The sequence below is a fragment of the Candidatus Omnitrophota bacterium genome (assembly GCA_021735655.1).
In the GTDB taxonomy this organism is placed as follows: domain Bacteria; phylum Omnitrophota; class Gorgyraeia; order Duberdicusellales; family 4484-171; genus JAHKAJ01.
In genome coordinates this window covers 117,960-144,833 of sequence record JAIPGM010000002.1, presented here as the reverse complement: position 1 = coordinate 144,833, position 26,874 = coordinate 117,960, and the positions used below count along the sequence as shown (strand labels likewise).

Sequence of the window (26,874 nt, the reverse complement as noted above, 5' to 3'; positions counted from 1 at the left end):
TCCTCATCGCTCAGAAGCGTCAAGCATCTCCTTAATCGTCTGTTGGCGGTCTTTTTTGTAACGCAACTGATTAGTACGCTCATGCCGCTTAATAATTTCGGGGATTTTATTCAAATAATATGTTGTTTCTCGATAACCAGGCATTAATTTTTGAACTTCTTGGAACTTAGTGAGAGCTTCTTTATATTTTTTAACCTTATATAAAGAAATGGCCACATTATAATAATCCTTAGTCTGAGCATCTATGGCTAACTCTCTCTCCCTAGCCTCTTTAGCTCTCTTTATGCGCTTATCCGACTCAATCAATCCAGGAATCTTAGCTAAATAGCTATCACTGTTACTATAGCCAGGACTAAAAGCAGCCAGCTTCTGAAATTTTGCATAGGCTGCCTCATACTGTTTCTCTCGATACAAAGAAACTGCCGCCGAATAAAGATTTTTAGCCTTTAGCTGTTCATCTTTTTTTCGCTTAGCTTCGACTGCTGCCTCTTTTTGATTGACCTGCTCCTCAAGTAATCTAGGAATATTCTTAAGGTAATACTCGGTTCGACTATATCCCGGAAGAATACTCTCGACCTCCTGGAATTTCACTTGTGCTTCACTATAGTTTTTGCTTCGGTATAAAGAAATTGCATCACTATAGATGCTTGCAGCTTGTTTTTTTAGTGCTACTTGCTTATCCTTCTCTTCTTGACGGATCATTACCTTTTGCTTCTCAATCGTAGCTTGAAAGTTTTTTCTTTCTTGGTCAACCCTTGCCTCTTCTTTTTTGTTGATCGCTCTTTCTTTATCCTTAGTTTCAAGCTCATTACCTTTTACCTTAGTTGGTTTTACTTTTACTTTTCGAGCTGGTTGCGCCGTCTGTTTATAGACTTTTCTCTCTTTAAAACCTTCCGGTATTTTTGTTTCCAAAAACCTCAATGATCCTTTGTGCTCTGGGTCATAACGCAATACTTCCTGAAAAAAATTCTTTGCCTTTTCAAGATTTCCATCAGCATAGGCAGAAACTGCTTGAGCATAGAGATTATTTACTTTCCTCTTTACTGCTTCCTCTTTTTTTCTAATTCGCTCTGCCTTGGCTTCTTCTTCTTGCCTAATCATTTCTGCTCTGAGATCCTGCTCCATCTTTTCAGCCGCAGCCCGAGCGGCATCTTTAGCTTCCTGCCTTGGTCCAACCTCTTTCATTGGAACCATCTCTAATTTGCTTTCACTCCCTTCTACGTCTTTACGAATCTTCCGCTCTAGTTTTCCACTATAGGCCATTTCTGGAGCTCTAATAATTGTAGGTGATACAAATATGACTAATTCCTTTTTATCCATAGTCTTTCGTTGACTTTTAAACAAATATCCAAGATAAGGAATATCTCCTAATAGCGGTATTTTTATCTCTGACTCTATTTCCTTATTCTTGATTAGACCACCGATAATTAGGGTCTCTCCACTATTAACTACTACCTTAGTCTTAGTCTGACGTGTTTCAATGATCGGAACCGTATAGGTAATCGTTTGGCTTCCGCCTCCGGGATCTATTGTTACCGAGTAATCATCTGTCTTCTCGCTAATTTCCGGCTGAAGATCCAAAACAACTTTTCCATTTTCACTAATTATCGGAGTAACCTGCAAAACAATACCGGCTTCTTCAAAATTCATCTCATAGCTAATTTCCGGATTGCTGTTTTCTACAGTCGTAACAGTCGGCTCAGCCCAAGGGTAAATATCAATCATCTTAATCGTAGCGGTATGATTATTAATCGTTGTGATGCTCGGTGCAGAAAGAATATCAGTATCATAATCATTAGCTAAAGCTCTCATAACCACATCAATATTATTATGGGAAAGGGTAAGGGCAAAAGGATTTGTATCAGCGCTACTGCCGGTTATTGGCGGATTTAAAATCTGAGTATAGTCAGTTACTCCAGCAGTTGTAATACCGCTTGCGGCAGTACCAGAAAACATATCGAAATTGCCAAAATTTAAGCCGCCGCTATTAGCAAAGGCCGTCCAGTCAATACCCAGGCTGGTTTCGCCTTGAAGCTTAACTTCAACCACCCTGGCCTCTATATGTACTTGTTGGGGCTCAACATCAACCATCTGAAGATATTCATCAATTCTTTCAATATTCTCCGGATAGTCAACAATCAGAACCGAATTTGGCTCATCACCAAAAAGAATCTGACCCTGCTCAGAAAGCAATGATTTCATATTAGATATGCTCTGAGCATAGCCCGGATGAGCAAAATATAAAATTAAAAAAAATCCAATTAAACACTTGCCTATTCGGCCGCCGCTTCCTTTTACCCCTAACATTATTTACCTCCTTGCTAATCTTTATTTATTTCTATCTCCTACTGTGTTGTGTCTAGGTTCCACTCATCAGCATCAGTAGTTTCATCTTCCATTTCAGTTGCAAGCCGTTGGGAACTTATAAATTTTAGCTTAAATACTCTGCTGGCCATTTTTCCATCAACCGCCTTAGCAAAGTTTTCTACTTTTTCGACATTTTCAGGATAATCGGTAACTACTATTAAATTTCTCTGTTTACCAAGCAAAATCTGTCCGATATCCGACAAAAGATCATAAACTGTTGCTAAACCGCTCCCTTCAGAGGTGCTGGTTGAACTCGTTACGCTTGCCCCATCAGTGCTTTGAGAGCCCAAAGAAGTCGCTGCCTCGCCAGCAAGAAATGATGAAGCATCAATATGCTTAAAAACAATAGTCCTATCTATTAAATCAGGCTTAACCATAATCACATCATCATCCTTCTCTAGGATTAATCCGTGCATTTTAGCAATATTATTTAAAGCCGAATCCAATGAAATATTAGTAAAACTAGCTGTCACTATGCCGTCAACCCGATCGTCAACTAAAATATTAACATCGTAATCATGGGCCAAAAGACGAAAGAAATCGTCTAAACTAGCATTTCTCAGCTCTATAGAGTATAGTGGATCCTTTGTCTCAAGCCGAGAAATTTCAATCAAGGCTGAACGTTCGGTTATCTCCTTTTCCAAAACACCCGGGTCATTTCCGGGAGTACTTTGACTATAAGAAATGTTCGCTAAACCTAAAATCAAAAAACAAAAAACTATAACTTTTAACAACTTCATAAACACCTCGCTTTATTTTAAATAATCCCTATTATGATTATTCCTTATTACTCTCGTCTACGTTATCTTTCTCTTTAGTACCCTCGACTAAAGGTTCTTTTGATTCCTGAGCTAGCTCTTTTTTTGCAGCTTTAGTTTTCTGCTTAGAAAAAGCTAAATACCCTAATATAAATAAGTTAATTGGCACCAATAAAGCTAATAAAACTCCCAGCCAACTTGGCTTACCCAACCGCTCAGCAATTTTCATGCAGACTATAATTAAAATAACAATATTAAGTCCGGGTACTAAAAGTAATAACAACCACCAGCCTGGTTTCTTGGCAATTTTACACATTAAAATTATATTCAAAACCGGAACCCAAGCCAACCACGCCTTGCCAGTGGAAGTCTTTTTCGCAATAACCTGTAAAGATAATGACATATAGGCATATAGTCCGATCATTAAAAAAAACATAATTGCTGAACCAGCTAAAACCCCGGCGCTTTGACCTGAAGACGATATCGAGTTTCGGCTAGATCCTTGCTCTCTAGGCTTATCTTGATTAATTACCAATTCGCCTTGTGGAGCGTCTCCCTGAGCTTGCTGATTTTGAACCGGTCTGGCAATCTTAGGTGAAGTAATCTGATCAGCTATAGCCTTAAATATCTCATAATCGACATCTCGAGTTCCAACGATTGTTACCTTATTATTACCACCCTGACTCCACCAACCGACCATCTGTGAATTTTTCTCCTTATAAAAAATCGTCTCTCCGGTTTCCTCTGGTTTTGAGGTAAATTCATTTTCCTGTAACCAGTTCTGATAAGCTTCAAGGAATTCAGACTGATCCTTAGGGCTATCCCAAGTGGTTTGTAAAACTATTAATTGACCTTGGCCAGAATCCTCGTAAACATCGATCCGATCATTACTCCAGCCCATCGAAGCTAGCTCAGATTCTTTCCGACTTAAATCCTCATCAAGCATAACAAAAAGATGATACTCTCCAAGCCGGTTACTATAAACTTTTTCCCAATCGTCAATTTGTAATTCCCCGATAGCCGGAGCAGTTTTAACTAGTTTTGCAATACCCTTGATGGCAGATTTCATCTTATATTCATCAGGGTGCATAATTTCTTCCATGGTCTGCGGATAACTTCGGTAAACATTGTCTAATTTCTTCCAATCCCAAGAGTTTTGTTTTAGGTAATCCTGGATAAACATAGCCCCATAACCATACACACTATAGAAAACTTTATCCCGTAAAAATCCGTGAGCCACCTTCTCGTCAATTAAACGAGAAATATCCTCCCAATCCTGTAAAGTCTCATCGCTCTTGCTTAATAGATACTCTAGCTGTAAAAGCGCTGCCTCACCCTCGATAAAACACATAAAAGCTCGATAAGCATTCATGTCACTCTTAAACGCCTCATTTAGTTTTTGAAAATCAAGTTTACTATCCTGAAAAGCATGTACCATCTCATGAAACAGAGTCAGTTCAGCCTGAGCCGGAATTAAATCATCAGCAACAAATAAAGTTTTGATACTCGGGATGTAAACCCCGGCTATAAAGCCAACATCAGAACTATCAAACACAAGCTCAGGATAATCGGCATCTTCGGGAATAAGCCCCAGCCATTTAAGTATCTCGCCTTCATAAGTTAGCTCCTGATCGCTGTATCTAGCTCTTAAATCTTTTAACAATTCGTCCTTTATTCTATTTTTTTTAGCAAATTCAATTTTAAAATCTTTAATCGTTTGGGATTGCCAACCTCTCAAACTAGCAACCGCCGAGGCAACTTCATCAACCTTTGACTCAAGAGTCTTTTTCTCCTTCTCCGACTCTTCAGAAACATAACTCGGCAAATTAAAATCAAAATAATCCCCGTATCTACTATAAGTAACCTCTACCGAATATTTCGTACCGGCTATGTTGCCTTCAATCCTCTTTTTAACTGGCAAAAAGGTATCTTTTTCTACCCAAAGTCTCACGCCCAACTTTCCAACTAACCCGTACCTTTTTAACATACTAGAAAGATACTTATAGGAAACCAGATAACAATCCTTTCCGTTTTTTTCCTCCTCAGTGACAAGCTTAAGGCTATCAGGATCAACACTGCCAGCATCTACCCCGCCCAATTTATTTAAAAACGAATAAGAAATTTGTTCCCGGGCATACTTATCTTCAATATGAAGGGCTTCATTCTTCCATTCTTTTTTCTTTGAATTCCAACTAAACGGCACCCCTCGAATAGTATAGGATTTAATCCAAAAAGAATCTGAATCACCATCAGCAAAACCATAATACGAATAACTTACTCGACCTTCAACTGCGCTATCAGTCAAGTCCTTAACCTGCTCAGTATACTTTAACTTTCGATGTGCATAAGGACCTTGCTGCAACTCTTCAAAAGTCACCGCATAAGAATCGACATTGTACAAGGCCGAACCCGATTTCTGAATTATCCGGTAAGGAGACACTTCTCCTCGATAGTATATGTCAACTCCAAAAGCTGCTGGTAAAACCAACCCTAACCCAACCAACAAGAATAATGTTAATTTAATCTTCATGAATCTTTAGTATTTACTCCGAATATTTCAGTAGCTACTGCGCCGGCATACCGTTGGCGCTGCCGCTGCCACTACTGTTACTATCACTGCTATCATTGTCGATAGCAGTTAAAACACTTCCCATTTTAAGTACATACTCTTTACCCAAATAATCCTTAAATACAACTTTTTCCGACTTTATCCCAACTACTTCCATATTATCAAGGAAATCACCAATCTCTACAATGTAACCATTAACTATGGCGCGTGAACTCTCACCGGAATAAAGTATTGCCGAAAGGTTCATGCCTCCTAGCGTCCGTTCAGGTTCATCCTCGTACCGCAGTTCTTGCTTTCGGTTAAGAAAAGGATTATCTTCTTTCTCTTGCTCATCCTGATCATTACCTTCTGCCCGCACTTCAGTAACAAAAGAACAAAATCCTAAAAACAAAATTACAATTAAAAACAAATATAAAAAGATAGGTACTTTCTTATATCCAATCATGAAACACCTAAAATTCTTTTAAGACTTTTAATATCTTTAAATGTATATTGCCGCCAACGATTTATCGGATTACGTTTAGCCTTAGGAAAAATTCCCCGAGATTCATAGCGGATTATCGTCTGCTTAGAAATACCTAACTCTTTTGAAATCTCCTCAACAGTAAAGTAACGATTTCTAGCCATATCTTCCTCTTTTAAACCTTACCCTCTTTTGTACCATCTGATACACTTTGATATAGTTTGCTACACTCAGATATATCTTAGTGTATAATGAACCTATTAAGGTGTCAAGAGTAATTTTTAATAAATTTAGGTAATTTTTCTATATCTTGGGGTATTTTGAAATTACTACTATATCTAGTAGGTTTAACGATGAAGATATTCTTTTTCGACGATCTTGAGGAAGATATCAACTAACTCTGGATCAAGACGCTTGCCCTTCATATCTCTAATTATCTGCATTGTTTGCTCAACTGAAAGAGCATCGCGATAATCTCGACCAGTACTCAAAGCATCAAACACATCAGCAATGGCAATAATTCTAGCTCCCAAAGGAATAAAATTTCCAGCTAGACCATGAGGGTAACCACAACCATCGTAATCCTCATGATGATGGAGTATATAAGGTATGACCTCGGCAAACTCTTCCAAAGGCTCCAGTATCTTAGCACTTAAAACTTCATGCTCCTTTATAAAGGCAAATTCTTCAGGAGTTAGTTTTCCTTTTTTATGAAGAACGTTATCCGGTATCCCGATTTTGCCTAAATCATGTAAAAGGGATGCAGTTTTTATTTTTGCCTTCTCTTCAGCGGACACCCCTGCGGCATCAGCCAAAAGAATAGCATACCTAGCCACCTTCTCAGAATGTCCCTCAGTATAGGGATCCTTTGACTCAAGAGCAGTAACTAAAGAAGTTATAACTTGTAAATAGGTTTTTTGCCGCTTAGCTTCCTCCTCTGTTCGCCTTTCAATCGCATCTAAAAGTTCTTGATTCTTCATCTCGGAATCTGCATACAATGAAGTAATAAAATCATTGCCTTGGGATCTCTGTACCTTATAGTTGGGAAGTTGAGAATCATCAAGCAAAAGCAAGTCCTCTTTATACTTAGCGAGCTCACTAACCACATAAGGAATTATATCCCGAACATTTGAAGAGCCCTTAAGCTTAAACACGCCCAGTTTCACTTTAATTGGCAGTTCATGTTCAAAAAATATCACATCTAAACTTTTCTTTAATTTATTCAAATTTAAATTTTGATTCATTGCGCCAATTATAACTTCCTGATTGCAACGAGCCCAAAGCTCTCCGTTTCCAAAAAGAACTGAGTTGATACCTCCCCATAACTTCTGCAAATTTTCAAATTTGCCTCCTTTCGTGGCCTCAGCAAACCCTTCTAAACTTACAATAACTATTTGAAGTTTTTTCCTGGGAAGACTTCCAGCCTCAAGATTCAGCCGCTCATAAAAATAGCGTAATCTAAATAATTTACTAAAAGGGTCTATGGTCATCGAGGTTTTTATCCTAGCAAGCACCGCTATAAATCTAAAGTAATTATAAAGATTACCTAAAACAAAAAAACTTAAAACTGACAAGGCCAGCGCTCCGAAAGATAAGTCCCAACCTAAAAACTTTAACCCGATGGTTAACCAAAAAAGACCCAAAAGATATCCGATACAAAGAACTAAACTCCTTAATAAACTGAAAGAAACTACAGTCAAAGCAATTAACCCCAAGGTTATAAATAATATTGCCAAAGTAAAGGCCGGATGAACAACCTCTAAATATTTACCCTCAAGAATACCGACAATTCCATTAGCCTGAATAAACACCCCCGGCATTCTCTCTAAAGGGGTCAGCAGTATGTCATGAACTATCTCGGCAGTAGAGCCGATTAAAACTATTTTTCCTTTAAAAAAATTGTCAGGATAGTCGCGCTGAAGAAGATCATAAAAAGGGACAACATTAAAATCTTTAGGCTTAAGTAAATAGTTTATTGGAAAAACTCCTCCCGAATCAAAAGGTATGGCTTGTTTACCTAAAACTATAGTATCGGCCTGCTTGTGAGGAACAACACCTTTATATTTAGCGACAGCTTCAATGGCCCAACAAAACTTAAAAAAAGATTCCCTCTGAATTAAGGCTCTTAAGCTTTTCGCTAAACCGTCCTTGCCAACAATAGCTTCAACGAAAGTTACCGTAGCGTAATCACCGAATAACTCTGAAGACTCAAGAACGCCATCAGGATTATAATATGAAGCTAGAATAGCTTTCCCCTTTAAATTCTCTAGGGCTTGCTTAAGCAATAGATCATCTTCTTCTGAGGGGCCTTTCCCCTGAAAGACAATATCTAAAGCTACAACTTTAGCTCCTTCTTCATTTAAAATATTTAAAGCTTTAGCGTAAAAAGAACGCGGAAAGGGCCAAGTTTTGTTTACCTCAGAAAGTGAATAGTCATCAATCTGAACCACTACGATATCTTGGGCGAGGTTTTCTTTGGGATTAAGATAGTAGAAAAACTGACTGGAAAATTTATTAAATGACGAAACTACTTGAGGAAGTAATGTTTCACCAAAAATAAATAAAAACAACGAGACGCAGGCGATTGCAAAAAATAAAGAGTAGTTTTTCTTATTCACTAAATTTAAACTATTTAAATGCTGCTGTAACTAATGACTGCAGCTTACCTTTATAAGACCATCTCTGTTAAACAGTAATTATACCCGCAAGCTATCGTGTCGGTAGGTAAAATTTTTTTAATCTTATCTAAAGGTACATCCTGAAATTTTCAGGCACCGCAGATTTCCATTTAAAAGCCTTCTTAGGCGCGGCCTCACCAGGTTTGCTAAGGCTTAATTCTGATGCTCAGTATTACACGTATTCCTACACTCATCGCGCCTATCTTCACATGCCTTCCTACATTCTCCCTGATTATTCGGACAGGCTTGTTTACAAACATTGCGATTATGTGAACAGGCGGAATTACAGTTACCTCTGCTATTTTGCTGAGCAGGATCAATCGAACCCGGAGGAAGATCAGTGCCTGCAGGACCAGTATCAGGCTCTATAAACTCACTAGCATTGGGTTCCTCTAGCTCGCAATTACTAATACAGCTATCCCAACCAGCTGTTTGCCAAAGATGGGCACAATGGTCAACCTTACACTCATGTTTACTAACCGCAGAACGGTCAGCCTCTCCTCCCATATCCTCGGCAACATCTTCATCACCTTGACCATCTCTTATCGGATAATAGACAACTTCATTTCCTCGAGTAACGCTGGTAGCATAGTTGGTGGTACCAAAAATGCTATAACTTTTATGCCTGGGTTCAGGGCGCCAAAAAATTGAGTCATCACTATCAGCAATCACAATATCTTTCGAGTTAGCATCTCTAAATTGAAACGCAGTTGCTCCAGCAAACTGAAAACTTAAACCATATGAATAGTCCATCGGCGGCGGAGTGCGATCAGAAGGACACACTGGTCCGGCCGGCGAGATGTATTGATGTAACCAATCACTAGCCGCATAGGCTAACTGCTGAAAACTAAACTCAGAAATCGCATAAGCCAACCTTACCTTCCAACTTCCCGGCTCAGATAAAACTTTTGCCCAAGCCTGCTTATAATACTTATCTGGCAACTGACTCAAGGAAGCCGGTAAAACTGTATGCTCAAGTGAGTACATCTCTAAGGCTCCGAGGAGAACTCGTTGGTTTGTTTCGCAAGCTGTCCGCTTTGATTTTTCGATAGTATTAAAATAAGTTGGGATCGTTATAGTCGCCAAAACAGCGACAATAACAACAACAATTACAATCTCAATTAAAGTAAATACTTTTTTACCCTTTTTAAAATCCATAGTTCCTCCTTATGTCTAGATACTCTCCCCTATCAAATATACACCCCTAAAAATACAAATTACTCTTGACTGAGCCCTACTAACCAAACCACTGGTTTCAGCATTGCCCTTACAGCTCTCCTAAGATACGGCCTAGTTCGTATGTAGTCTGCAGCTGGTGGACTAAGCCGATAGTAAACTCCTACAAACCTTTTCCCAAAACTATTATTTAAAAGATACTTATCACGAAACTCAGAAAGCACTCTTACATCTTGAGCCATTACCGTCCCATAGGCAGCTGTGGCAATAAAGCAATGGTCTTCATCCACGCCTTCGTTCACATTTTCGCCTTCATCATCCTCAATAGGCCCCGCTGATTCACAATTAAGAACACAGCTACCCCAATCATCTGTTTGCCAAAGAGTAGCGCAACGCTTAACCTTACACTCATGTTTGCTAACCGCAGAACGGTTGGTCTCTCCTCCCATACCCTCGGCAGCATCTTCATCGCCTTGGCCATTTTTTATCGGATAATAAATAATTTTATTTCCTCGAGTAATACTAATACCGTATCTATTAGCACCGAAAATACCATAACTTTTATGCCTAGGTTCGGGACGCCAAAAAATTGGATCATTGCTATCGGCAATTACAAGATCATCAGGATTAGCATTTCTAAATTGAAATGCAGTTGCTTCAAAAAACTGAAAACTTAAACCATATGAATAGTCCATCGGCGGCGGAGTACGATCAGAAGGACACACTGGTCCGGCCGGCGAGATGTATTGATGCAACCAATCACTAGCCGCATAGGCTAACTGCTGAAAACTAAACTCAGAAATCGCATAAGCCAACCTTACCTTCCAGCTTCCCGGCTCAGATAAAACTTTTGCCCAGGCCTGTTTGTAATACTTATCTGGCAACTGACTCAAGGAAGCCGGTAAGACTGTATGCTCAAGTGAGTACAACTCTAAGGCTCCAAGGAGAACTCTTTGATTTGTTTCACAAGCTGTCCGCTTTGATTTTTCGATAGTATTAAGATAAACCGGAATCATTATGGTCGCTAAGACAGCGATAATAACGATAATAATAACGATTTCAATTAAAGTAAAAGTCTTTTTACTATTTTTAAAATCCATAACCCCTATTTGCATCTAAATTTTCCTTCGAATATCAATATTGCTACTTTAGGTAAGTATATCATCCCTAATAAATAAAGTCTATACCCTATTTTATTGACCCAGAATTTTCACTAAAATCCTCTTCGGCCGGCAACCATCAAACTCGCCATAAAATATCTGTTCCCAAGGCCCAAAATCTAACCGACCATCAGTTATCGCTACAACAACCTCACGCCCCATAATCGTTCTTCTAAGATGAGCATAGGCATTATCTTCCCCGGTTAAATTATGTTTATATTTATCGATATCTCCCGGAGCAAGCTCCTCCAGCCATTGCCTAAAATCTGCCTTTAACCCCTCCTCCTCATCATTGATAAAAACCGAAGCAGTGATATGCATCGTATTCACTAAACACAAGCCCTCTTTTATTTGACTCTTTTGGATAATAGCTTCAACTGTATCGGTGATATTAACAAATTCAATCTTCTTTTTTGTATTAAGCTTAATGTACTCAGTACAGACCTTCATAAACCTCGCTCCTAATTAAACACCTTATTTCTTAATCTACCAATCCCTTCGATAACCACCTCAACTTGATCGCCAGGCTCCATTTTGCCTACTCCGGGAGGAGTTCCGGTTGAAATAATATCTCCGGGATAAAGAGTCATTATTTTAGAAATAAAAGAAACTAGGTATTCCACCGAAAAAATAAGCTGTTGAGTGGTAGAATCTTGCCTTAATTTTCCATTAAGATAAGTTTGAATTCTTAAATTGGATAAATCCAAATCTGTTTTTAGACATGGCCCTATCGGACAAAAAGTATCAAAAGATTTAGCCCTGGCCCACTGTCCATCTTTCTTTTGCAAATCGCGAGCAGTTACGTCATTAAGGCAGGTAAACCCTAGTATATATTTTTTAGCTTCTTTGACCGAAACATCTTTGGCCTTCTTTTTAATTATTAAAGCTAACTCAGCCTCATAGTCTAAACGCTTAACATTTTTAGGGTAAATAATTTTATCGCCATGGCCGATTAAAGCCGTCGGAGCCTTAAAAAATATTACCGGTTCTTTGGGGATTTTCATTTTTAATTCTCTGGCATGATCACGGTAGTTAAGGCCGGCCAGAATAATTTTACTAGGATTAAAAGAAGTTTTTGTTATCTTCATTATTTTTGAAGCGAATTGATTAAAGAAATAAATTGAGGAAAAGACTTATCAATACATTTAATATCGTTAATTTTGCAACCACCGATCAGAGAACCTAAAATAACTGAACTCATAGCCATTCGGTGATCGTTAAAGCTATCAAAAGTAGCTTGAGTTAACGATGCTGAGCCAGTGATCTCAATTCCGTCCCTACTCAAAGGTTTAGTCTTTACCCCGGCTGCGCTTAGCATCATCTGAATCGACTCAACCCTATCTGCCTCTTTAACTCTTAACTCGGCTAGACCTTTAATCGTCGTAATGCCCTTAGCAAAACTAGCAGCGACCGAAAGTATCGGAATTTCATCAATCATCGAAGGTATTTGGGAAGAATTAATGTTCGTGGCCCTAAGCTCAGAGCTCTTAACTAAAATATCAGCAACCGGCTCATAGCCTTCTTTCTTATTTTCTATCTGGATATCTGCCCCCATCTGGTTTTTTAACACCTTTAACAATCCTGATCGAGTAGGATTAATATTAACCTTCTTAATCAAAAGTTGGGAATTTTTGAGAATTAAACCTAAAACGATAAAAAAAGCAGCTGACGAAAAATCAGAAGGTATAAAAATTTCACCAGGAGTCTCTAGCTTATCTGTCTTACCGCAAACAATAGTTCGGTCAGCTTCAATCTTAATATTTGCCTTAAAAAGAGCTAGCATTCTCTCAGTGTGATCTCGAGATTGATATGGCTCTTTAATCTTTGTTTGCCCCTGAGCAAATAAAGATGCCAAGATAATTGCCGACTTAACTTGGGCGCTGGCGATTGGTGACTCATATTCTATACCTTTTAATTCTTGACTAACCGGTGATATTAAAAGTGGCGGACAAGCGCCCTCTATCTTGGCTCCCATCCTAGTTAAAGGATCAACTATCCTAGTCATCGGTCGCCGATTCAACCCTGGGGCAGCTTCAAATTTAACCGAAAACTTCTGCCCCACTAATAAACCACTCAAGATTCGTATAGTTGTTCCAGACTCATTAGCATTGAGTTTTAACGGCTGATTTTTTGGCTTCGGAAAAAATTTTCCTGCCCCATCAACAATTACTTCACTACCCTTTTGCTCTATTCTTAGGCCTAGTTTTTTTAAACAATCAATTGTGGCTTTAGTATCCTCACAATTAAGAAAGTTCTTGATCTTAGTTCTAGCTTCGCAAATTGAGGAAATAATTACTGCCCGGTGGGATATAGATTTATCGGCCGGAATGTCTATTTCTTTATTTATGCCGCACAAAGGCTTGATATCGTAGCTCATATTCTATATCTTAGCACAGATTCAATAAAGCTCAAATATGTTCTCTGGAAAAACTAGAAAATCGTTCGGGAATAGGTGAAGTAAACTTCAGTAATTTGTTACTCTTAGGATGAATAAAGCTCAAAACACAAGCATGCAACAACAGCTCTCGGTAGTTGTCCTTAACTCCATACTTTTTATCGCCGACAATCGGATAGCCTAAAAATTTAAGATGAACCCTGAGCTGATGCATTCTCCCAGTAATTGGCATAAGACGCAAGCAAGTTGTCTCCTCCAATCTCTTAACTACTTCAGCTTTAGTATAAGCTTTTTTTGAGGCCAAAAAACTTACTTTCATCTTGAGACGATTTTTGCTATCACGGCTCAAAGGCAGGTCTATGTTAAATTTATCTTTTTTGATTTTACCCCACACCCAAGCAAGGTATTCTTTTTTTACTTTTCGCGACTTAAATTGGTCTACTAAGTTTTCATAGCTCTGTTGGTTTTTAACTAAGACCATTACCCCACTAGTTTCTTTATCTAAGCGGTGAACAACTCCCGGCCGCAAATCACTAGTCTCAGCTAAATCTTTACCTAAATGAATTAAAGCATTAACCAGAGTCTTATCATAGCCTTTTTGTGGCGGGTGGACAACTAGACCAGTTGGCTTATCAACAACAATAAGATCATCATCATCGTAGATAATCTTAACCGGAAAATCATAAGCAACTAAAGTTTGTTTTTCTTCTTCAAGGCTGATGCGCACCTGCTGAGTCTCACGCAGACAAAAGCTAGGCTTTCTACTTAAACCATCTACAAAAACCTTACCACTAGAAATTAAATTACTTATCTTTGTCCGAGAAAGTTCACTAATCTGAGTGGTTAAAAACCTATCTAGACGTTTTCCGGCAAATTCCTTAGTAACTATTATTTTCCGATCCATTCTCATAAACCTAACTTACGATTTAATACTCGGCTAATCTTTTAAAGGTTTCTTTAGAGACCTAATTAACAGAGTTAATACGCCAATACTAATAGCTGAGTCGGATAAGTTAAATACCGGCCAAACACGTAAGTCAATGTAGTCGACGACAAAACCTAAAAATATTCTATCATAAAGATTAGATAGGGCTCCTCCTAAAATCAAACCGCAGGCAATTAAGAAAAGAATGCTCTTCTTTTCTTCCTTCTTTATAAAAAAAATAAATAAAGCAACAAACAGTATGCCTAGATAGGTAAGCAGAGCAGTGTTATCCTTCAAAATACCAAAAGCAGCTCCGGTATTAAAAATAACTGTGATATGAAATATGTTTTTAAATACTGGGATCGACTGGTAAGCAAAATTAGCACGCAGGTAAACTTTGATAATAAAGTCGGCAAGAAAAATAAATCCGGCAGTTAAGCCTACTACCCCATAAATCAAATACTGCCTTCTTTTTCTAATTTCTCCTGACACTCTTTAGTATGTTTTGCATAAGGAATAGCTTTAAGTCGTGATTTTTTAATCGGTTTTCCCGAAATTAAACAAATTCCGTAACTGCCATCAGCCACTCTCTTTAAAGCCTCGTCTATCTCCATAACAATTCTTCTCTCGGTAGAGACAAGTCCAAGATTGAAATCGCGCTCATAGCTATCAGAAGCCGCATCAGCTATATGCAATCCATATCCGGACATGTCGCCAGACATATCCTTCTGAGATTTCATCAGGGTATCTTGAGAAATCTCCCGCATCTGCCTAAGAGTATCATCTTTAAGATCTAGTAATCGTTCACGATAAAAATCAAGTTCTTTCTTAAGAAAACGCCGTTTTATTTTTTTAACCGATGTTTTTTTGGCTTTCTTCACTGGGCTAGTTTTTTTAACTGCTTTTTTTGCCATTGTTAATCCTCCTTTAGAGATCGCAAACACCTTTCGCAAATAGTGGAATGATCTGAATCTTTACCGACACTAGTTGAAAAATTCCAACAACGCTGACATTTATCACCCTTAGCTTTAGTTACTTCGATTAAGGGTATACCTTCTTCTAAGTTAACTTCTGATACAATAAAAACTTCTCGTAGTAAATCCTGAGATTGATAATAAACCTGATAATCTTCTTTTGGGCAAACTATTTTGACTTCAGCCTCAAGAGAACTTCCGACCAAACCGGCCTCACGTTGAACTTCAATTTCTTTAAGCACCTTAACCCGCAAAGAAGCTATTTTCTGCCAACGCTCCTCTAAGGGTTCATCAAGCCAGCCCTTATAATGGCTAAGATCGATTGGAGCCGAAAAAATAGAATCTTTCTTATCAAGCTTATTGCCCCAGGCTGAATAGACTTCCTCAGCAGTGAAAGAAAGTATTGGCGCAATCAGCTTAATTAAAAGGTCTAAAATATGATAAAGAACAAATTGAGCGCTCCGACGCTCCCTTGAATTTTGAGAGAAAGTATATAGTCTATCTTTAAGAATGTCAAGATAAAAAGAGCTCAGCTCTAAATTACAAAAGTTAAATATTGTCTGACAAACCTTATAAAATCGGAACTGATCATAATTATTAAGCCCTTCCTTAAAAATACTTAGTGAACGTGAAAGCATATACCTGTCTACCTCTAACAACTGATCATAGGCTAGGCTATCACGCTTAAGATCAAAATCATCAATATTACCCAAAATAAAACGAATCGTATTTCTAACCTTTCGATACATATCTACTAACTGCTTTATTATCTCCGGTGAAATCTTAACATCCTCGCTATAATCACTATAGGCGGTCCAAAGACGTAAAATCTCAGCTCCGTAATCTTTTATAATCTTTTGCGGAGCAATAACATTGCCCAAGGACTTAGACATCTTCTTTCCTTCACCGTCAACGACGAAACCATGAGTAAGAATTGTCTTAAACGGAGCTTGTTTTTGTTTGGCCACCGAAGGTATCAATGACACCTGAAACCAACCCCGATGCTGGTCACTTCCTTCTAAATATAGGTCAGCCGGAAACCTTAATTCCTTAAGCCTCTCAAGCACCGCCAGAAAGCTTGCTCCAGACTCAAACCAAACATCTAAAATATCAAACTCTTTATCGAAATCTTTATTATTACACTTTGGACAAGTTAAATTCTTAGGTATAAACTTATCGGCCGATAGTTTAAACCAGGAATCAGACCCTTTCTCTTTAAAAACTTTAGCAACCGTAGCAATCACCTTATCGCTAAGCACCACCTCTTGACACTTTCTGCAACGTACAGCCGGAATCGGAACCCCCCAAAGTCGCTGACGCGATAAACACCAATCAGGTCGGACAGTGAGCATGCTTTTCATTCTCTCTTTGCCTGATTCAGGAACCCAATTAACTCTTTCAGTCTCGGCTAAGGCCTTATTGCGTAAATCTTGATGATCTACCTTAAAGAACCACTGATAAGTAGCTCTAAATATAACCGGTTGCTTGCAACGCCAACAATGCGGATAAGAATGCTTAATTCTGTTATGTTTAACTAAAGACCCCTTACTCTCTAATATTTCTAAAACTGCACTAGAAGCTTGATTTATATTTTTACCCTTAAATTGATCCGGTTCAAGAAAAATCCCCTTATCATCCAAGGGCATGATTACCTCTAAGGAATATTTCTTAACCAGAGAGAAATCCTCTTGACCATGACCAGGAGCAATATGGACACAACCACTACCTTCCTCTGAAGAAACAAAATCAGCCAAGACAACTTTCGAATTCCTATTTAAAAAAGGATGAGCTAAAACCAAACCCTCCAAATCTTTACCGGTATAAGTTTGCGAAATTTCAACTTTTGTCTTAAGCTTTCCCTCTAAAGTTGGAATTAGCTCTTGGGCAACGAATACTCTTTTACCATTAAGCTCAATAAGCGAATACTTAAATTCTGGGTGCACCGCCACAGCTACATTCGAAACAAGTGTCCAAGGGGTAGTTGTCCAAACTAAAAAATAAACCGGCCCCTGGACTTTACCCTTAAGCATTCCTTTATCGTCGTCAACCGCGAATAAGAGATAGGTTGAGTCTGACTCCTTATCAGCATATTCAACTTCAGCCTCAGCCAGGGCAGTTTCACAGCTAGCGCACCAATTAACTGGTTTTCTTCCCCGATAGATATAACCTTTAGCTACTAACTCTTCCAACAATTTCATTACCGAATGCTCATAATTAGGGTCCAAAGTAAGGTAAGGATTATCCCAATCAGCAAACACACCGAGACGTTTAAAATCTTCAGATTGAAGCTCGACAAATTTTAAAGCGTAATCTTTAGCTTTTAACCTAAAATCACCAATATTAACATCGTGCTTAGTGAGCTTTAGCTCCTTAAACAGTTGATGCTCTACCGGAAGGCCGTGGCAATCCCAACCAATGATAAATGGGCAATCAAAACCACGCAAAATTTTATATTTAATAACAATATCTTTTAAAATTTTATTTAAGGCATGACCAATATGAATTAATCCATTAGCATAAGGCGGCCCATCATGAAGTATATATTTATCTTGGCCTTTGCGTTCCTGGCGCAGGTAGGAGTAGATATCTAATTTTTGCCAAACCGAAAGAATCTCCGGCTCAAGCTTAGCAAGATTGGCCTTCATTGAAAAACCGGTTTTAGGCAAATTAAGTGTATCTTTGTAGTTCATTTAAAATGAGGTAATTTTTTTAAATTTTTTCATTCTTTTATTAATCTCAGGTACGGTTAAAGAACTCAGACGCCGGACACTAAAATCTTCAACAGTAAAAGTTGCCATAACGCTTCCGCAGACAGCTGCCTGCCTTAATGATACCTTATCATATTTATTTTTATTAGCTAGGTAGCCGATAAATCCACCGGCAAAAGTATCGCCGGCTCCGGTGGGATCTACTATCGAATCAAGCAAAAAACCCGGGGCAGCAAAAACATCGCTTTCGGAAACCAAAATCACCCCATGCTCACCTTTCTTGATTACTACTACCTTAGGGCCTAATTTAAGTATTTTTCTGGCAGCTTTAAGCAAATTACCCTGGCCAGTAAGCTGCTTTGCTTCTGATTCATTGATAAAAGATATATCTACTTTCTTAAGCAGCCTAAGAAGCTGTTGGGGTGTATTTTCAATCCAATAATTCATCGTATCGCAAGCAATTATCTTTGGTTTTTTAACCTGATTTAAAATCTTAATCTGAATTTCAGGAGAAATATTAGCTAAAAATAAATATTTACTTTTTTTGTATTTTTCAGGTATCTGAGGGTCGAATTCTGAAAGTACATTAATTTGAGTAAAAAGTGTCTTTGGGTCGGAAAAGTTCTGGCCATACTCTCCTCCCCACTTGAATGTCTCACCCGGTATAATTTCAAGACCTGACAAATCTATCGCTTTGCTTTTTAAAACAGCAATCTGCTTTTTTGAAAAGTCAGTCCCCACAGCAGCGGATAAACTTACTGGTGAAAAAAAACTTGCGCTCAAGGAAGCGTAGGTCGCCGAACCGCCAAGAACGCTTTCAGCCCGGCTAAAAGGTGTAACTATCGTATCAATAGCAACTGTTCCGCCAACTAGAATACTCATTTTTACTTAATATATTTACCGATAATAATATCTAATTTTTCTTTAGTTTCCGCAGGAATAAATTCACCTCTGGTGATAATTGCAGATTGCAAAGCTCCAGCGCAAGTGCAAGGTCTTTGCTCACCCAAAAGCAAGATAAACTCACGTAACACCTTCTTAGAATTATCAACGTTAGCTTTTAAATTATTTAATATTACCTCAAGAGTAACACTGTCATGATCCGGATGCCAACAATCATAGTCAGTAACCGCCGCTAGGCTCACATAGCAAATTTCTGCCTCACGGCTCAATCGAGCTTCAACCATATTAGTCATACCAATTATATCCATACCCCAACTTCGATAAAGATTGGACTCGGCTAAAGTTGAAAATTGCGGCCCCTCCATATTAAGATAAGTACCGCCGCAATGTGCGGTGACTTTTACTTTTTGAGCAGCTTTTTTTAACTCCTGAGCCAGATGACTACAAATAGGATGAGCAAAGCTAATATGAGCAACCAAGCCTTGGTCAAAAAAAGTGTATTTTCGAGCCTGGTTAGTTCTATCGACAAACTGATCGCAAATAACAAAATCAAGAGGTTTAAACTCCTCTTTCAAAGATCCACAGGCCGAAACAGAAATAATTCTTTCGACGCCAAGCTTTTTCATCCCATAAATATTTGCTCGATAGTTAATCGAACTGGGACTTATCTGATGATGCTGCCCATGACGCGGCAAAAACACCACTTCACTGCCTTCTAATTCAGCGATAACAAATGGGGCTGATGTTGGACCAAAAGGAGTTGCCAACTCAATTTGATCAATTTTTTTTATTCCCTCTAGTTCATAAAGCCCACTTCCACCGATAACACCTATCTTTGACATTATTTCTACCTCTTTTTAGATAACTGTTTCGCCCTCAGCAATGCCGCTCCTACGGCATCAGTCAAAGAGCCTCCTCTTTTCAGAACTTTTAAAGCTTTCTCAGTAGTCCCCCCTTTAGAGGTAATTTGCTTTCTTAACTGACTGATGCTTAATCTTGAATGACTAAGCACAGCAAGCGAACCACTAACTGTAGCATCAACCAAAAGATCTGCTTGAGATTTAGTAAAGCCGACTGCTCTTGCTGCTTTTTTAAAATCGAGCTTAAAGTCGCGAATTAAAACCGCGGGAACCTTACGGCCACTAAAACAATTTGACTCCAAGAAAGCATAAACATAGCCCGGTCCACTGCCAGATACGGCCGTTGCCGCATCAATCATCTTTTCATTTAAAACTAAAATCTGCCCTAAGTGTTTGAAAATCTTTTTAGCAAGGCTCAAATCAACAGCTTTAGCAAAACGCCCTCTAGCTAAGCAAGACATTCCCTTTCCTATTTTTGAAGGCAAATTAGGCATTACCCTAATCACCCTTACTCTGGCTAAGGTTTTTTCAATATATTGAGTGGAAATACCCGCAGCAATGGAAATAAACAACTTATTATCAAAGTTACCTTTAATCTTCTTAAGTAGGCTGGGAAAATTTTGTGGCTTAACTGCAATGATAATTTGGTTAGCATCCAAGAGTAACTCTTCTATACTTAATGCCTTTTTTACTCCTCGAAGAGCTTTAGTTTTCTTACAATCCTGATCAAAAACTAATACCCGATAATGGCGCTTCAGCCGAGTGGCCAATCCAGAGCCCATATTGCCAAAACCGATTATGCCTATTGATTTTTTTAGCTTCATAAGAGTGGTCTACAATATCATAAAAAACAAACAGTGTCAACGAAAACATAGACCCGGCCAGGAACAATTTACCGATAAATTTAAGAAAAAATATATACATTGCAATAAAAATCTGCTATAATACGCTCAGATAACCTATGAAAGAAAAAAAATGGCTGATTATTGTCTTAGTTTCTCTAATTTACCTGACTACCGCTGTCTCTAGCTTCGCCGAAGTCAAAATTCCTAAACGCCTAATCAAAGAAAGTAAAGATTTTCTAGAAAGTCAAATAACGATTGAAGATAAGCTTTTCCTCGATCGGCTACACGAATCATTAATAAGCCTCTCAGAAATAAATCAAGAAACAATTAATTTAGTTGATGCTTCTCTCCCGACTGGAAAAAAACACTACAAAAAAATTACTAGGAATATTCGCAACCAAGCAAAAAAGTCAAATCATAAACTCCTTGGCCCCAAAAACCCAACTGAAACCTTAAGCAGCTTCATGCAACAATTTCTTCCGGAAGCGGCTAACCCGCAAAGAAATCTGAATTCCTTAATGCTTGGCTATAAAACTTGTCAAGAAATCGACAGTTACCTCGGCGACGAACTAAAAGATACCATTTTCTCAGAAGGTGCCTATCACTACTATAAGCGCTGTCTTGAATCCTTCGAAAATAGCTACGGCGAAAACTTTCAAGAACTGCTACAGAGTGACATCGCCTTTTATAGTCACCTCAGTAGCTTAGCCAAACAACATGAAATAGAAGAACTAAAGAAAATTATTGCCTCCTCAATTCAAAGAATTGAAACTGCTCAGCAATTAATTCGAACCCAATTAATCGATAGAATAGAACTCAGTAACCGCAGTTGGGCACAACAGATAATAATCAACGGCTTAACCTTGCTCCAAAAACAGTTACAACTAAATAAACAACTTAACCTGGCCTTATCCCGAGCTTTAAATGAAATTCCTACTCCGAAACCAGTACAATTGCCTGATTTTACCGTTTCTTCAATTGAAGTAGTTATGCCTCCTGTAATAAAAGTTGGCTCGATAATAAAAGTAATTGCCGATATTAAAAATAATGGTGATTTGACTTCCGAGCGCACCCGAGCATTAATAATATTTCCCAATGGGTCTAAAAATGGTCGTCCAGTACCAAAGCTTTTAGCTCATCAAAGCAGCAAGGTTGCTTGGCGCTACAAAATACGCCGCAAGGGCAAACATGAGTTTAACGTTATTGCAAACTACGATCAGCGCACCTGGGAAGCCAATCCCAACAACAACACTACAAGCAGAATTCTAACTATACCCCACTAGCTCACCTAGATTAAAATTAAAGCTAGCGTCGAAAAATATTTTATATTAGTTTAATAAAGAAAAATTTTTATTGGGAATGGTAGGCTTTATCGATAAGCTTCTGATTTAAGAAATATGATTTCTCGATAAGCTGACCATCCTTGAAAAATAGATAGGTAGGAATACCAACGATATTAAATTCCTTGGCAATTAAATACTGTGAGTCCAGTATTATTTTATCTTTTACGCAATCCTTAAACTCTTCTCTGTCAGTAAACCTTTCAACTGCGGTTTTTTTCTCACCAATGTTTACAAAGAAAACCTCCACGTCTTCAAAAAATGTACATTGCTCAGCCAAGCGCGCTAATTCACGTCGACAATAAACACACCAAGTTGCCCAGGTAAATAACACTGTGTTCGGATGTGCTGTTAATTCCTCAAAAGAAAATTCTTGGCCGGTTAAGCTTGAAAACTTTACCTCATCCTCGGCGAGCACCGATAAAGCAAGACAGCAAATCAATAAAAAAAAGCTAATCTTTTTAATCATATCAAACTTATAAATTTTACTAAAAAGTAAACGGCCATTACCATCAACAATACACCAGGAATTCGTTTTATTATTGTAAGCCATTTGCCCTGCTTTGGCAATTTCTTAATAAGACCAGAAAAGGTGCCTAAGACAATGAGCAAAGTCCCATAACCTAAGGAAAAAATAAAAAGAGCAACTGCTCCGTAGACAATATTCTGCTGCAGAGAAATAACACTTAGTATCGCCCCCAAAACCGGAAAACTACAAGGAATAATACCAAAAGCGCTAACCATTCCTAAAATGAATATCGAAAAGTACTCTTTAGGTTTATTGCTATCATAATTAAAAGAAAAAAAGGGAATATTGATAGTAAAGCCGGTTAGCGAAGATAGACCGAGAGAAAAAAGAATAATCGTCAAAATTAAATAAGTTATCGGATTAACAAAAAAAGTTCCTAGAAACTTGCCAATCAAAGAAGAAACTACCCCTAAAACAGTAAAGACAACAGCAAACCCCAAAACGAATACTAAACTGATTGAAAAACTCCTTAGGCGAGTTGAAGCTGATTCAACCCCAACCACTCCTAAGGTGATCGGAATCAAAGGGTAGATGCAGGGCGAAAAACTAACCAAGATCCCAGCCAGAAAACTAGCCCCCAACCCCCAGCCAGGAGAGGTAGTGAAAACTTTTTCTAAACTAACAAGAAGTTGCTCAACCACTACTTTCCTTCATTAACCAAGCTAGATACTTTCGGTTTATTTTATCTACCTTGCAAGCTACCACTTCGCAAACCTCATAAGGATGAATTGACTCGATGAATTTCTTTAAAGGAGCAAAGTTGGAATCCTTTGTTTTAATTAAAAGAAGTGCTTCTTTGGCGGTATCGATTTTTCCCTTCCACCAAAAGAATGATTCAATGCCTTTTATAACATTTACACAAGCACAAAGCCTTTGCTTCAATAGCTTCTTAATGAAACCGTTAGCTTTGTTTTGAGGAATAGTCACAAATACTATTAACGCTTTACTCATTAAAATCTTTAAAAATTTTAATACTTCAACTGATTTTTTTTAGCAACTCAACGAATCTTTCGGCAAACCTTAAGCAGTTTTCTCGGCAGCGTTGATCAACTTTACCAATCGCCACTGGACCGTAATGATCTCCCCGGGGATCACCTTGAATAATCATGCCGTGGATTAACATTGCCTCTAAAATACTTAGCACCGTTGTCTCGTTACCTCCGGCAATATTTGCTGCCGAAGAAAATGCCGCACCGAGCTTTCCGTCTAATTTACCATGAAAGGTAACGCTCTGATCAAATAAATCTTTTATCTGAGCAGCTAAGGTTCCATAATAGGTAGGTGAGCCGACTATTATACCCTGATAATCTAACAATTGCTCCGATTTCACCTCTGAGACCGAAAAAATATCAGCTTCAGCTCCCTTCTTTTTTAATTGGCCATAAATAATTTCTGCCATTTCTTTAGTAACACCGCTTCGAGAATAATAGATAACAGCAACTTTCATAATTAATCTCTTTGTTTTTTACGGTTAATAAATTATAGAAAAATACGCGCCTGGTAGGATTCGAACCCACAACCCTCTGGTCCGAAGCCAGATGCCCTATCCGGTTGGGCCACAGGCGCAGTTTGTTTTTAAAAAATAAATAAACTATCCTTCATCGACAAAGCAAACCCAAGGTCATCTTCAAGTCTTCCTGAGTATCAACATAAGGACTTATCTTAGGAATAAAAGCGGCTATGCTTAATTCTTCACTTTCTTCCATGGCTTTAATCATCGGATTGGCAGTAAAAATTATAGCTGGAACCCTTGTGCCGGCTTTACGCATTTCTCTTAAAAGTTCAACCCCATTAATATCCGGCATAAGATAATCAAGAATTAAAACGTCCGGACGATCATGAGAAGACAACTCCAAAGCTTCTTGGCCATTGGAAGCCGTTACCACATCATAGCCCCAGGATATTATTAATTTTGACATTAGTGTTAAAAAATCCTGCTCATCATCCACTAAAAGAACTTTTCTTGCCATATATCGCCCTCCTAAGTTTATTTATTAAAGCAATGCGCCCGGCAGGACTCGAACCTGCAACCTTCTGGTCCGTAGCCAAATGCTCTATCCAATTGAGCCACGGGCGCATAAATTATAACGATTGTATCACGGGATTTAAATATCTCAAGAGAAATGCTAATTAGGAATTATCCGGTTCTTGTTCAAACCAATCTACCACTTGCCCCTTCTCCACTACAAAAACTATTGTATCCCAAGGTTCATCGGTCTGCCAATTAAGAAAAAAGAAATGCTCAATGTCATCTTCCCGACGGTAATCAATAAGACTTGAGCTATCAAACCCAATCTCGACTAACTCTTCAGGGATATCTTGGGCTAAAAGATAAAAAGAAAACAACAAACTAAACAATACAATAAACAAAAAAGAGGTTTTCATTTATAACAATTATTCAAATGTCGAAGTAATATCTTCCTTAAGCATATCTTCCTTGGTCATCTTAAGAAGTTTATCTACTGCCTGAATATAGTCTTGACGAGTGAAATCTGAATATTCCGATAAGTTTATGAGCGCTTGAGTAAAACAAGTGCTTAAAGCGGCTATTTGAATTTCAAAAGCCTCTTGGATAGTTATATCCTTTTCCTTACGCCACCAAGAGTACACAAAATCCCAAATCTTGCTACTTAATTCATCTACTTTTTCCTGATTCTGGCTCACTACAATATCTCCTTAAAACTTAACCTTAGTTGATTTTCTGATATTGATATTGCCGGCATCATCGTTTAAAATTAATTTCAAATCTGCCTTTGGGGTTAGAGTAACCGTACACTCTGAGCCAACTAAAGATAGTTTGCATGATTTTCTTTCAGTTGTCGGACTGAACCAAGTTACTTCAGACCAACCCCAGCCTCCCCACTGAACTACCGTCTTCTCAAGCAGCATTTTAGCATTGTTGTTCTCAAAATCAGTATAAACGAGAGCGTAACGCCGATAAGGTATATCCCCCCTTTCCTCGACTACACAGCTAGCAATAATTTCGCCAGGAGAAACCGGTTGTTTTTTATTAATATTAAACTCGCTAACCTTAAAAGTAGAATTTTGTGAGTAGACATTAGAAACTGATAGATTTAAGCTCAACGCCAAAATTACAACCAAAAATAACGTTCGACAAGCTTTATCCATTTTAATATTTCACAACACCTTCACTAAGAATAATAGTATTCATCCTTATTTCCTGTAAGTTTCCGATAAAACGAACATAGTCGCCAACCTTTGCTTTTAATTTTTTTCCAACCAAATACTGTCTTAAAAATACAACCACATGAATTGCCTCTAAAGACGAATAGTTTTTCTTTGTGGAAAGGTTTACGATAGAATTTCCATCATCATCGTTGCTTATGCTCACCACATAGGCCCAACCATCCAAACGCTCACCATTGTACTTCTGACACAACCCCTGTATCTTAATCTTCGTCGGTTGATTCAAGATAGCGTCCTTAAATTCATCAAAAACACTATTAGCTAACAAAGGTAAAGGGTAGGCAAAAGTAAACAATATAAAAATAAGGCAGGTTACTGAAATTAGCATTTGTCTTTTGAAGCATCTAGCAGCCATAAGTAAACTGTAAAATTTTTTAACTACTGGTCGTCTTTACTGCGCCAATCAATAACTAGACCATTTTGAAAAATAACAAATTTATCGCTATCGTCGAGAACGTTTCCGTAACTCCAAACTTCCTGCTCTTGCCACTTATAAATTTTTTTTTCGATATCGCTAGGGTCACCCCAACTGGCCAAAACTTGACTTTTACTCATCCCTCGAGATACTCGCTTTGCTTGGATAGTGCTTCGAAAATTTTGTGTTACCTGATGAATCCTTGATTTGCCATTGTTGCTTTGACGGATAATATCTTTAATTCTCTCGATTTCTCTCTGGCTTAAGCGCTCAAGTTGGTCTGAAGCTTCAGCTGAACTTATAGCCTTATCATAAAAATCATAAGCTTGATAGAGCTTATTTTCAGAATACAGTGAATCAGCTTCAGCTAGATATTCAGCGGCTAGACGATAGTACTTTTTCTGAGTGCCAGAATAGCAAACCGAAGTAGTCACAAACCAAGTTAGCAAAAAACAGATAAAAAAACTTAGAATCTTCTTCATGGCAATTACTTCCTTTTAAGGCTTTTTAACTTATCCTTTTGCAGCTGTTTCTTCTCCCTCATCAGGCGCGATAGATTCTTCTGACGTCGAGTTATTTTTTCTTGCATCACTATCGGCTAA

The 26,874-nt window shown here is 38.2% G+C and carries 29 protein-coding genes and 2 tRNA genes; 1 reads left to right on the top strand and 30 read right to left on the bottom strand.

Going from position 1 to position 26,874, the window contains the following annotated elements:
* Nucleotides 1-3: 3 nt before the first annotated feature.
* From K9L86_01790 to K9L86_01705, 18 genes are all read right to left on the bottom strand, one after another.
* Nucleotides 4-2,307, bottom strand: a complete 2,304-nt coding sequence (locus tag K9L86_01790; protein MCF7907593.1) for a hypothetical protein — start codon at nucleotides 2,305-2,307, stop codon at nucleotides 4-6.
* Nucleotides 2,308-2,345: 38 nt separating this feature from the next.
* Complete coding sequence (locus tag K9L86_01785; GenBank protein ID MCF7907592.1) at nucleotides 2,346-3,107, bottom strand: hypothetical protein; 762 nt, start codon at nucleotides 3,105-3,107, stop codon at nucleotides 2,346-2,348.
* A gap of 37 nt (nucleotides 3,108-3,144) precedes the next feature.
* Nucleotides 3,145-5,655, bottom strand: a complete 2,511-nt coding sequence (locus K9L86_01780) for a DUF5684 domain-containing protein (GenBank protein MCF7907591.1) — start codon at nucleotides 5,653-5,655, stop codon at nucleotides 3,145-3,147.
* 34 nt (nucleotides 5,656-5,689) lie between these two features.
* Entirely contained in the window at nucleotides 5,690-6,139 is a 450-nt protein-coding gene (locus K9L86_01775) for a hypothetical protein (GenBank protein MCF7907590.1), read from the bottom strand.
* On the bottom strand, nucleotides 6,136-6,321 hold the full coding sequence (locus tag K9L86_01770; protein ID MCF7907589.1) for a MerR family transcriptional regulator: 186 nt from the start codon (nucleotides 6,319-6,321) through the stop codon (nucleotides 6,136-6,138). The genes K9L86_01775 and K9L86_01770 overlap by 4 nt, the downstream gene beginning before the upstream one ends.
* Before the next feature lie 183 nt (nucleotides 6,322-6,504).
* The gene (locus K9L86_01765) at nucleotides 6,505-8,775 is read right to left on the bottom strand and encodes a CHASE2 domain-containing protein (protein MCF7907588.1); all 2,271 of its coding nucleotides are present in this window, start codon (nucleotides 8,773-8,775) and stop codon (nucleotides 6,505-6,507) included.
* Nucleotides 8,776-8,988: 213 nt separating this feature from the next.
* The gene (locus K9L86_01760; GenBank protein ID MCF7907587.1) at nucleotides 8,989-9,993 is read right to left on the bottom strand and encodes a hypothetical protein; all 1,005 of its coding nucleotides are present in this window, start codon (nucleotides 9,991-9,993) and stop codon (nucleotides 8,989-8,991) included.
* Between the two features lie 59 nt (nucleotides 9,994-10,052).
* Nucleotides 10,053-11,111, bottom strand: a complete 1,059-nt coding sequence (locus K9L86_01755; GenBank protein MCF7907586.1) for a hypothetical protein — start codon at nucleotides 11,109-11,111, stop codon at nucleotides 10,053-10,055.
* A gap of 93 nt (nucleotides 11,112-11,204) precedes the next feature.
* The gene (locus K9L86_01750) at nucleotides 11,205-11,621 is read right to left on the bottom strand and encodes a secondary thiamine-phosphate synthase enzyme YjbQ (GenBank protein MCF7907585.1); all 417 of its coding nucleotides are present in this window, start codon (nucleotides 11,619-11,621) and stop codon (nucleotides 11,205-11,207) included.
* Between the two features lie 11 nt (nucleotides 11,622-11,632).
* Nucleotides 11,633-12,259 carry a fumarylacetoacetate hydrolase family protein gene (locus K9L86_01745; GenBank protein ID MCF7907584.1) on the bottom strand — a complete coding sequence of 209 codons (627 nt, stop codon included), beginning with the start codon at nucleotides 12,257-12,259 and terminating at the stop codon, nucleotides 11,633-11,635.
* The gene (gene aroA / locus K9L86_01740) at nucleotides 12,259-13,548 is read right to left on the bottom strand and encodes a 3-phosphoshikimate 1-carboxyvinyltransferase (GenBank protein ID MCF7907583.1); all 1,290 of its coding nucleotides are present in this window, start codon (nucleotides 13,546-13,548) and stop codon (nucleotides 12,259-12,261) included. The genes K9L86_01745 and aroA overlap by 1 nt, the downstream gene beginning before the upstream one ends.
* A gap of 31 nt (nucleotides 13,549-13,579) precedes the next feature.
* A complete protein-coding gene (locus K9L86_01735; protein ID MCF7907582.1) occupies nucleotides 13,580-14,470 on the bottom strand; it encodes an RluA family pseudouridine synthase in 891 nt (296 codons plus the stop codon).
* Between the two features lie 33 nt (nucleotides 14,471-14,503).
* A complete protein-coding gene (lspA, locus tag K9L86_01730; protein ID MCF7907581.1) occupies nucleotides 14,504-14,983 on the bottom strand; it encodes a signal peptidase II in 480 nt (159 codons plus the stop codon).
* Nucleotides 14,947-15,405 carry a TraR/DksA C4-type zinc finger protein gene (locus K9L86_01725; protein ID MCF7907580.1) on the bottom strand — a complete coding sequence of 153 codons (459 nt, stop codon included), beginning with the start codon at nucleotides 15,403-15,405 and terminating at the stop codon, nucleotides 14,947-14,949. Before K9L86_01725 ends, lspA begins: the two co-directional genes overlap by 37 nt.
* A gap of 2 nt (nucleotides 15,406-15,407) precedes the next feature.
* Nucleotides 15,408-18,155 carry an isoleucine--tRNA ligase gene (gene ileS / locus K9L86_01720; protein ID MCF7907579.1) on the bottom strand — a complete coding sequence of 916 codons (2,748 nt, stop codon included), beginning with the start codon at nucleotides 18,153-18,155 and terminating at the stop codon, nucleotides 15,408-15,410.
* Complete coding sequence (locus K9L86_01715) at nucleotides 18,156-19,055, bottom strand: sugar kinase (protein MCF7907578.1); 900 nt, start codon at nucleotides 19,053-19,055, stop codon at nucleotides 18,156-18,158.
* Between the two features lie 2 nt (nucleotides 19,056-19,057).
* On the bottom strand, nucleotides 19,058-19,921 hold the full coding sequence (gene mtnP, locus K9L86_01710) for an S-methyl-5'-thioadenosine phosphorylase (protein MCF7907577.1): 864 nt from the start codon (nucleotides 19,919-19,921) through the stop codon (nucleotides 19,058-19,060).
* Nucleotides 19,922-19,923: 2 nt separating this feature from the next.
* Nucleotides 19,924-20,760 (bottom strand): pyrroline-5-carboxylate reductase, encoded by an 837-nt coding sequence (locus K9L86_01705; GenBank protein MCF7907576.1) that lies wholly within the window; start codon nucleotides 20,758-20,760, stop codon nucleotides 19,924-19,926.
* 137 nt (nucleotides 20,761-20,897) lie between these two features.
* Here K9L86_01705 and K9L86_01700 point away from each other — a divergent pair, with 137 nt between their 5' ends.
* Nucleotides 20,898-22,064 carry a hypothetical protein gene (locus K9L86_01700; protein MCF7907575.1) on the top strand — a complete coding sequence of 389 codons (1,167 nt, stop codon included), beginning with the start codon at nucleotides 20,898-20,900 and terminating at the stop codon, nucleotides 22,062-22,064.
* A gap of 67 nt (nucleotides 22,065-22,131) precedes the next feature.
* Here K9L86_01700 and K9L86_01695 read toward each other — a convergent pair whose 3' ends face one another.
* From K9L86_01695 to K9L86_01640, 12 genes are all read right to left on the bottom strand, one after another.
* Entirely contained in the window at nucleotides 22,132-22,590 is a 459-nt protein-coding gene (locus K9L86_01695) for a TlpA family protein disulfide reductase (GenBank protein MCF7907574.1), read from the bottom strand.
* On the bottom strand, nucleotides 22,587-23,291 hold the full coding sequence (locus K9L86_01690) for a sulfite exporter TauE/SafE family protein (protein ID MCF7907573.1): 705 nt from the start codon (nucleotides 23,289-23,291) through the stop codon (nucleotides 22,587-22,589). Before K9L86_01690 ends, K9L86_01695 begins: the two co-directional genes overlap by 4 nt.
* A complete protein-coding gene (locus K9L86_01685) occupies nucleotides 23,284-23,601 on the bottom strand; it encodes a divalent-cation tolerance protein CutA (GenBank protein MCF7907572.1) in 318 nt (105 codons plus the stop codon). The genes K9L86_01690 and K9L86_01685 overlap by 8 nt, the downstream gene beginning before the upstream one ends.
* Before the next feature lie 25 nt (nucleotides 23,602-23,626).
* Nucleotides 23,627-24,097 carry an NAD(P)H-dependent oxidoreductase gene (locus tag K9L86_01680; protein MCF7907571.1) on the bottom strand — a complete coding sequence of 157 codons (471 nt, stop codon included), beginning with the start codon at nucleotides 24,095-24,097 and terminating at the stop codon, nucleotides 23,627-23,629.
* 45 nt (nucleotides 24,098-24,142) lie between these two features.
* Nucleotides 24,143-24,216, bottom strand: a tRNA-Arg gene (locus K9L86_01675).
* Between the two features lie 32 nt (nucleotides 24,217-24,248).
* Nucleotides 24,249-24,620, bottom strand: a complete 372-nt coding sequence (locus K9L86_01670; protein MCF7907570.1) for a response regulator — start codon at nucleotides 24,618-24,620, stop codon at nucleotides 24,249-24,251.
* A gap of 33 nt (nucleotides 24,621-24,653) precedes the next feature.
* A tRNA-Arg gene (locus tag K9L86_01665) sits at nucleotides 24,654-24,727 on the bottom strand.
* 53 nt (nucleotides 24,728-24,780) lie between these two features.
* Nucleotides 24,781-25,035: a hypothetical protein gene (locus tag K9L86_01660; GenBank protein ID MCF7907569.1), complete on the bottom strand. Its 255-nt coding sequence runs from the start codon at nucleotides 25,033-25,035 to the stop codon at nucleotides 24,781-24,783.
* A 9-nt stretch (nucleotides 25,036-25,044) separates the two neighbouring features.
* A complete protein-coding gene (locus K9L86_01655) occupies nucleotides 25,045-25,314 on the bottom strand; it encodes a hypothetical protein (protein MCF7907568.1) in 270 nt (89 codons plus the stop codon).
* Between the two features lie 12 nt (nucleotides 25,315-25,326).
* Nucleotides 25,327-25,779 carry a hypothetical protein gene (locus tag K9L86_01650; protein MCF7907567.1) on the bottom strand — a complete coding sequence of 151 codons (453 nt, stop codon included), beginning with the start codon at nucleotides 25,777-25,779 and terminating at the stop codon, nucleotides 25,327-25,329.
* A gap of 1 nt (nucleotide 25,780) precedes the next feature.
* The gene (locus K9L86_01645) at nucleotides 25,781-26,185 is read right to left on the bottom strand and encodes a hypothetical protein (GenBank protein MCF7907566.1); all 405 of its coding nucleotides are present in this window, start codon (nucleotides 26,183-26,185) and stop codon (nucleotides 25,781-25,783) included.
* 50 nt (nucleotides 26,186-26,235) lie between these two features.
* On the bottom strand, nucleotides 26,236-26,754 hold the full coding sequence (locus K9L86_01640) for a DUF2845 domain-containing protein (GenBank protein ID MCF7907565.1): 519 nt from the start codon (nucleotides 26,752-26,754) through the stop codon (nucleotides 26,236-26,238).
* Nucleotides 26,755-26,874 lie beyond the last annotated feature (120 nt).

Coding starts and splice junctions, on each gene's coding strand:
- K9L86_01680 (MCF7907571.1), bottom strand. CDS start 24,097: ATGAAAGTTGCTGTTATCTATTATTCTCGAAGCGGTGTTACTAAAGAA.
- K9L86_01660 (MCF7907569.1), bottom strand. CDS start 25,035: ATGAAAACCTCTTTTTTGTTTATTGTATTGTTTAGTTTGTTGTTTTCT.
- K9L86_01770 (MCF7907589.1), bottom strand. CDS start 6,321: ATGGCTAGAAATCGTTACTTTACTGTTGAGGAGATTTCAAAAGAGTTA.
- K9L86_01790 (MCF7907593.1), bottom strand. CDS start 2,307: ATGTTAGGGGTAAAAGGAAGCGGCGGCCGAATAGGCAAGTGTTTAATT.
- K9L86_01725 (MCF7907580.1), bottom strand. CDS start 15,405: ATGGCAAAAAAAGCAGTTAAAAAAACTAGCCCAGTGAAGAAAGCCAAA.
- K9L86_01700 (MCF7907575.1), top strand. CDS start 20,898: ATGAAAGAAAAAAAATGGCTGATTATTGTCTTAGTTTCTCTAATTTAC.
- K9L86_01685 (MCF7907572.1), bottom strand. CDS start 23,601: ATGAGTAAAGCGTTAATAGTATTTGTGACTATTCCTCAAAACAAAGCT.
- ileS (MCF7907579.1), bottom strand. CDS start 18,155: ATGAACTACAAAGATACACTTAATTTGCCTAAAACCGGTTTTTCAATG.
- K9L86_01640 (MCF7907565.1), bottom strand. CDS start 26,754: ATGAAGAAGATTCTAAGTTTTTTTATCTGTTTTTTGCTAACTTGGTTT.
- K9L86_01780 (MCF7907591.1), bottom strand. CDS start 5,655: ATGAAGATTAAATTAACATTATTCTTGTTGGTTGGGTTAGGGTTGGTT.
- K9L86_01760 (MCF7907587.1), bottom strand. CDS start 9,993: ATGGATTTTAAAAAGGGTAAAAAAGTATTTACTTTAATTGAGATTGTA.
- K9L86_01755 (MCF7907586.1), bottom strand. CDS start 11,111: ATGGATTTTAAAAATAGTAAAAAGACTTTTACTTTAATTGAAATCGTT.
- K9L86_01705 (MCF7907576.1), bottom strand. CDS start 20,760: ATGAAGCTAAAAAAATCAATAGGCATAATCGGTTTTGGCAATATGGGC.
- K9L86_01695 (MCF7907574.1), bottom strand. CDS start 22,590: ATGATTAAAAAGATTAGCTTTTTTTTATTGATTTGCTGTCTTGCTTTA.
- K9L86_01645 (MCF7907566.1), bottom strand. CDS start 26,185: ATGCTAATTTCAGTAACCTGCCTTATTTTTATATTGTTTACTTTTGCC.
- K9L86_01775 (MCF7907590.1), bottom strand. CDS start 6,139: ATGATTGGATATAAGAAAGTACCTATCTTTTTATATTTGTTTTTAATT.
- K9L86_01785 (MCF7907592.1), bottom strand. CDS start 3,107: ATGAAGTTGTTAAAAGTTATAGTTTTTTGTTTTTTGATTTTAGGTTTA.
- K9L86_01715 (MCF7907578.1), bottom strand. CDS start 19,055: ATGAGTATTCTAGTTGGCGGAACAGTTGCTATTGATACGATAGTTACA.
- K9L86_01670 (MCF7907570.1), bottom strand. CDS start 24,620: ATGGCAAGAAAAGTTCTTTTAGTGGATGATGAGCAGGATTTTTTAACA.
- K9L86_01735 (MCF7907582.1), bottom strand. CDS start 14,470: ATGGATCGGAAAATAATAGTTACTAAGGAATTTGCCGGAAAACGTCTA.
- K9L86_01750 (MCF7907585.1), bottom strand. CDS start 11,621: ATGAAGGTCTGTACTGAGTACATTAAGCTTAATACAAAAAAGAAGATT.
- aroA (MCF7907583.1), bottom strand. CDS start 13,548: ATGAGCTACGATATCAAGCCTTTGTGCGGCATAAATAAAGAAATAGAC.
- K9L86_01650 (MCF7907567.1), bottom strand. CDS start 25,779: ATGGATAAAGCTTGTCGAACGTTATTTTTGGTTGTAATTTTGGCGTTG.
- K9L86_01745 (MCF7907584.1), bottom strand. CDS start 12,259: ATGAAGATAACAAAAACTTCTTTTAATCCTAGTAAAATTATTCTGGCC.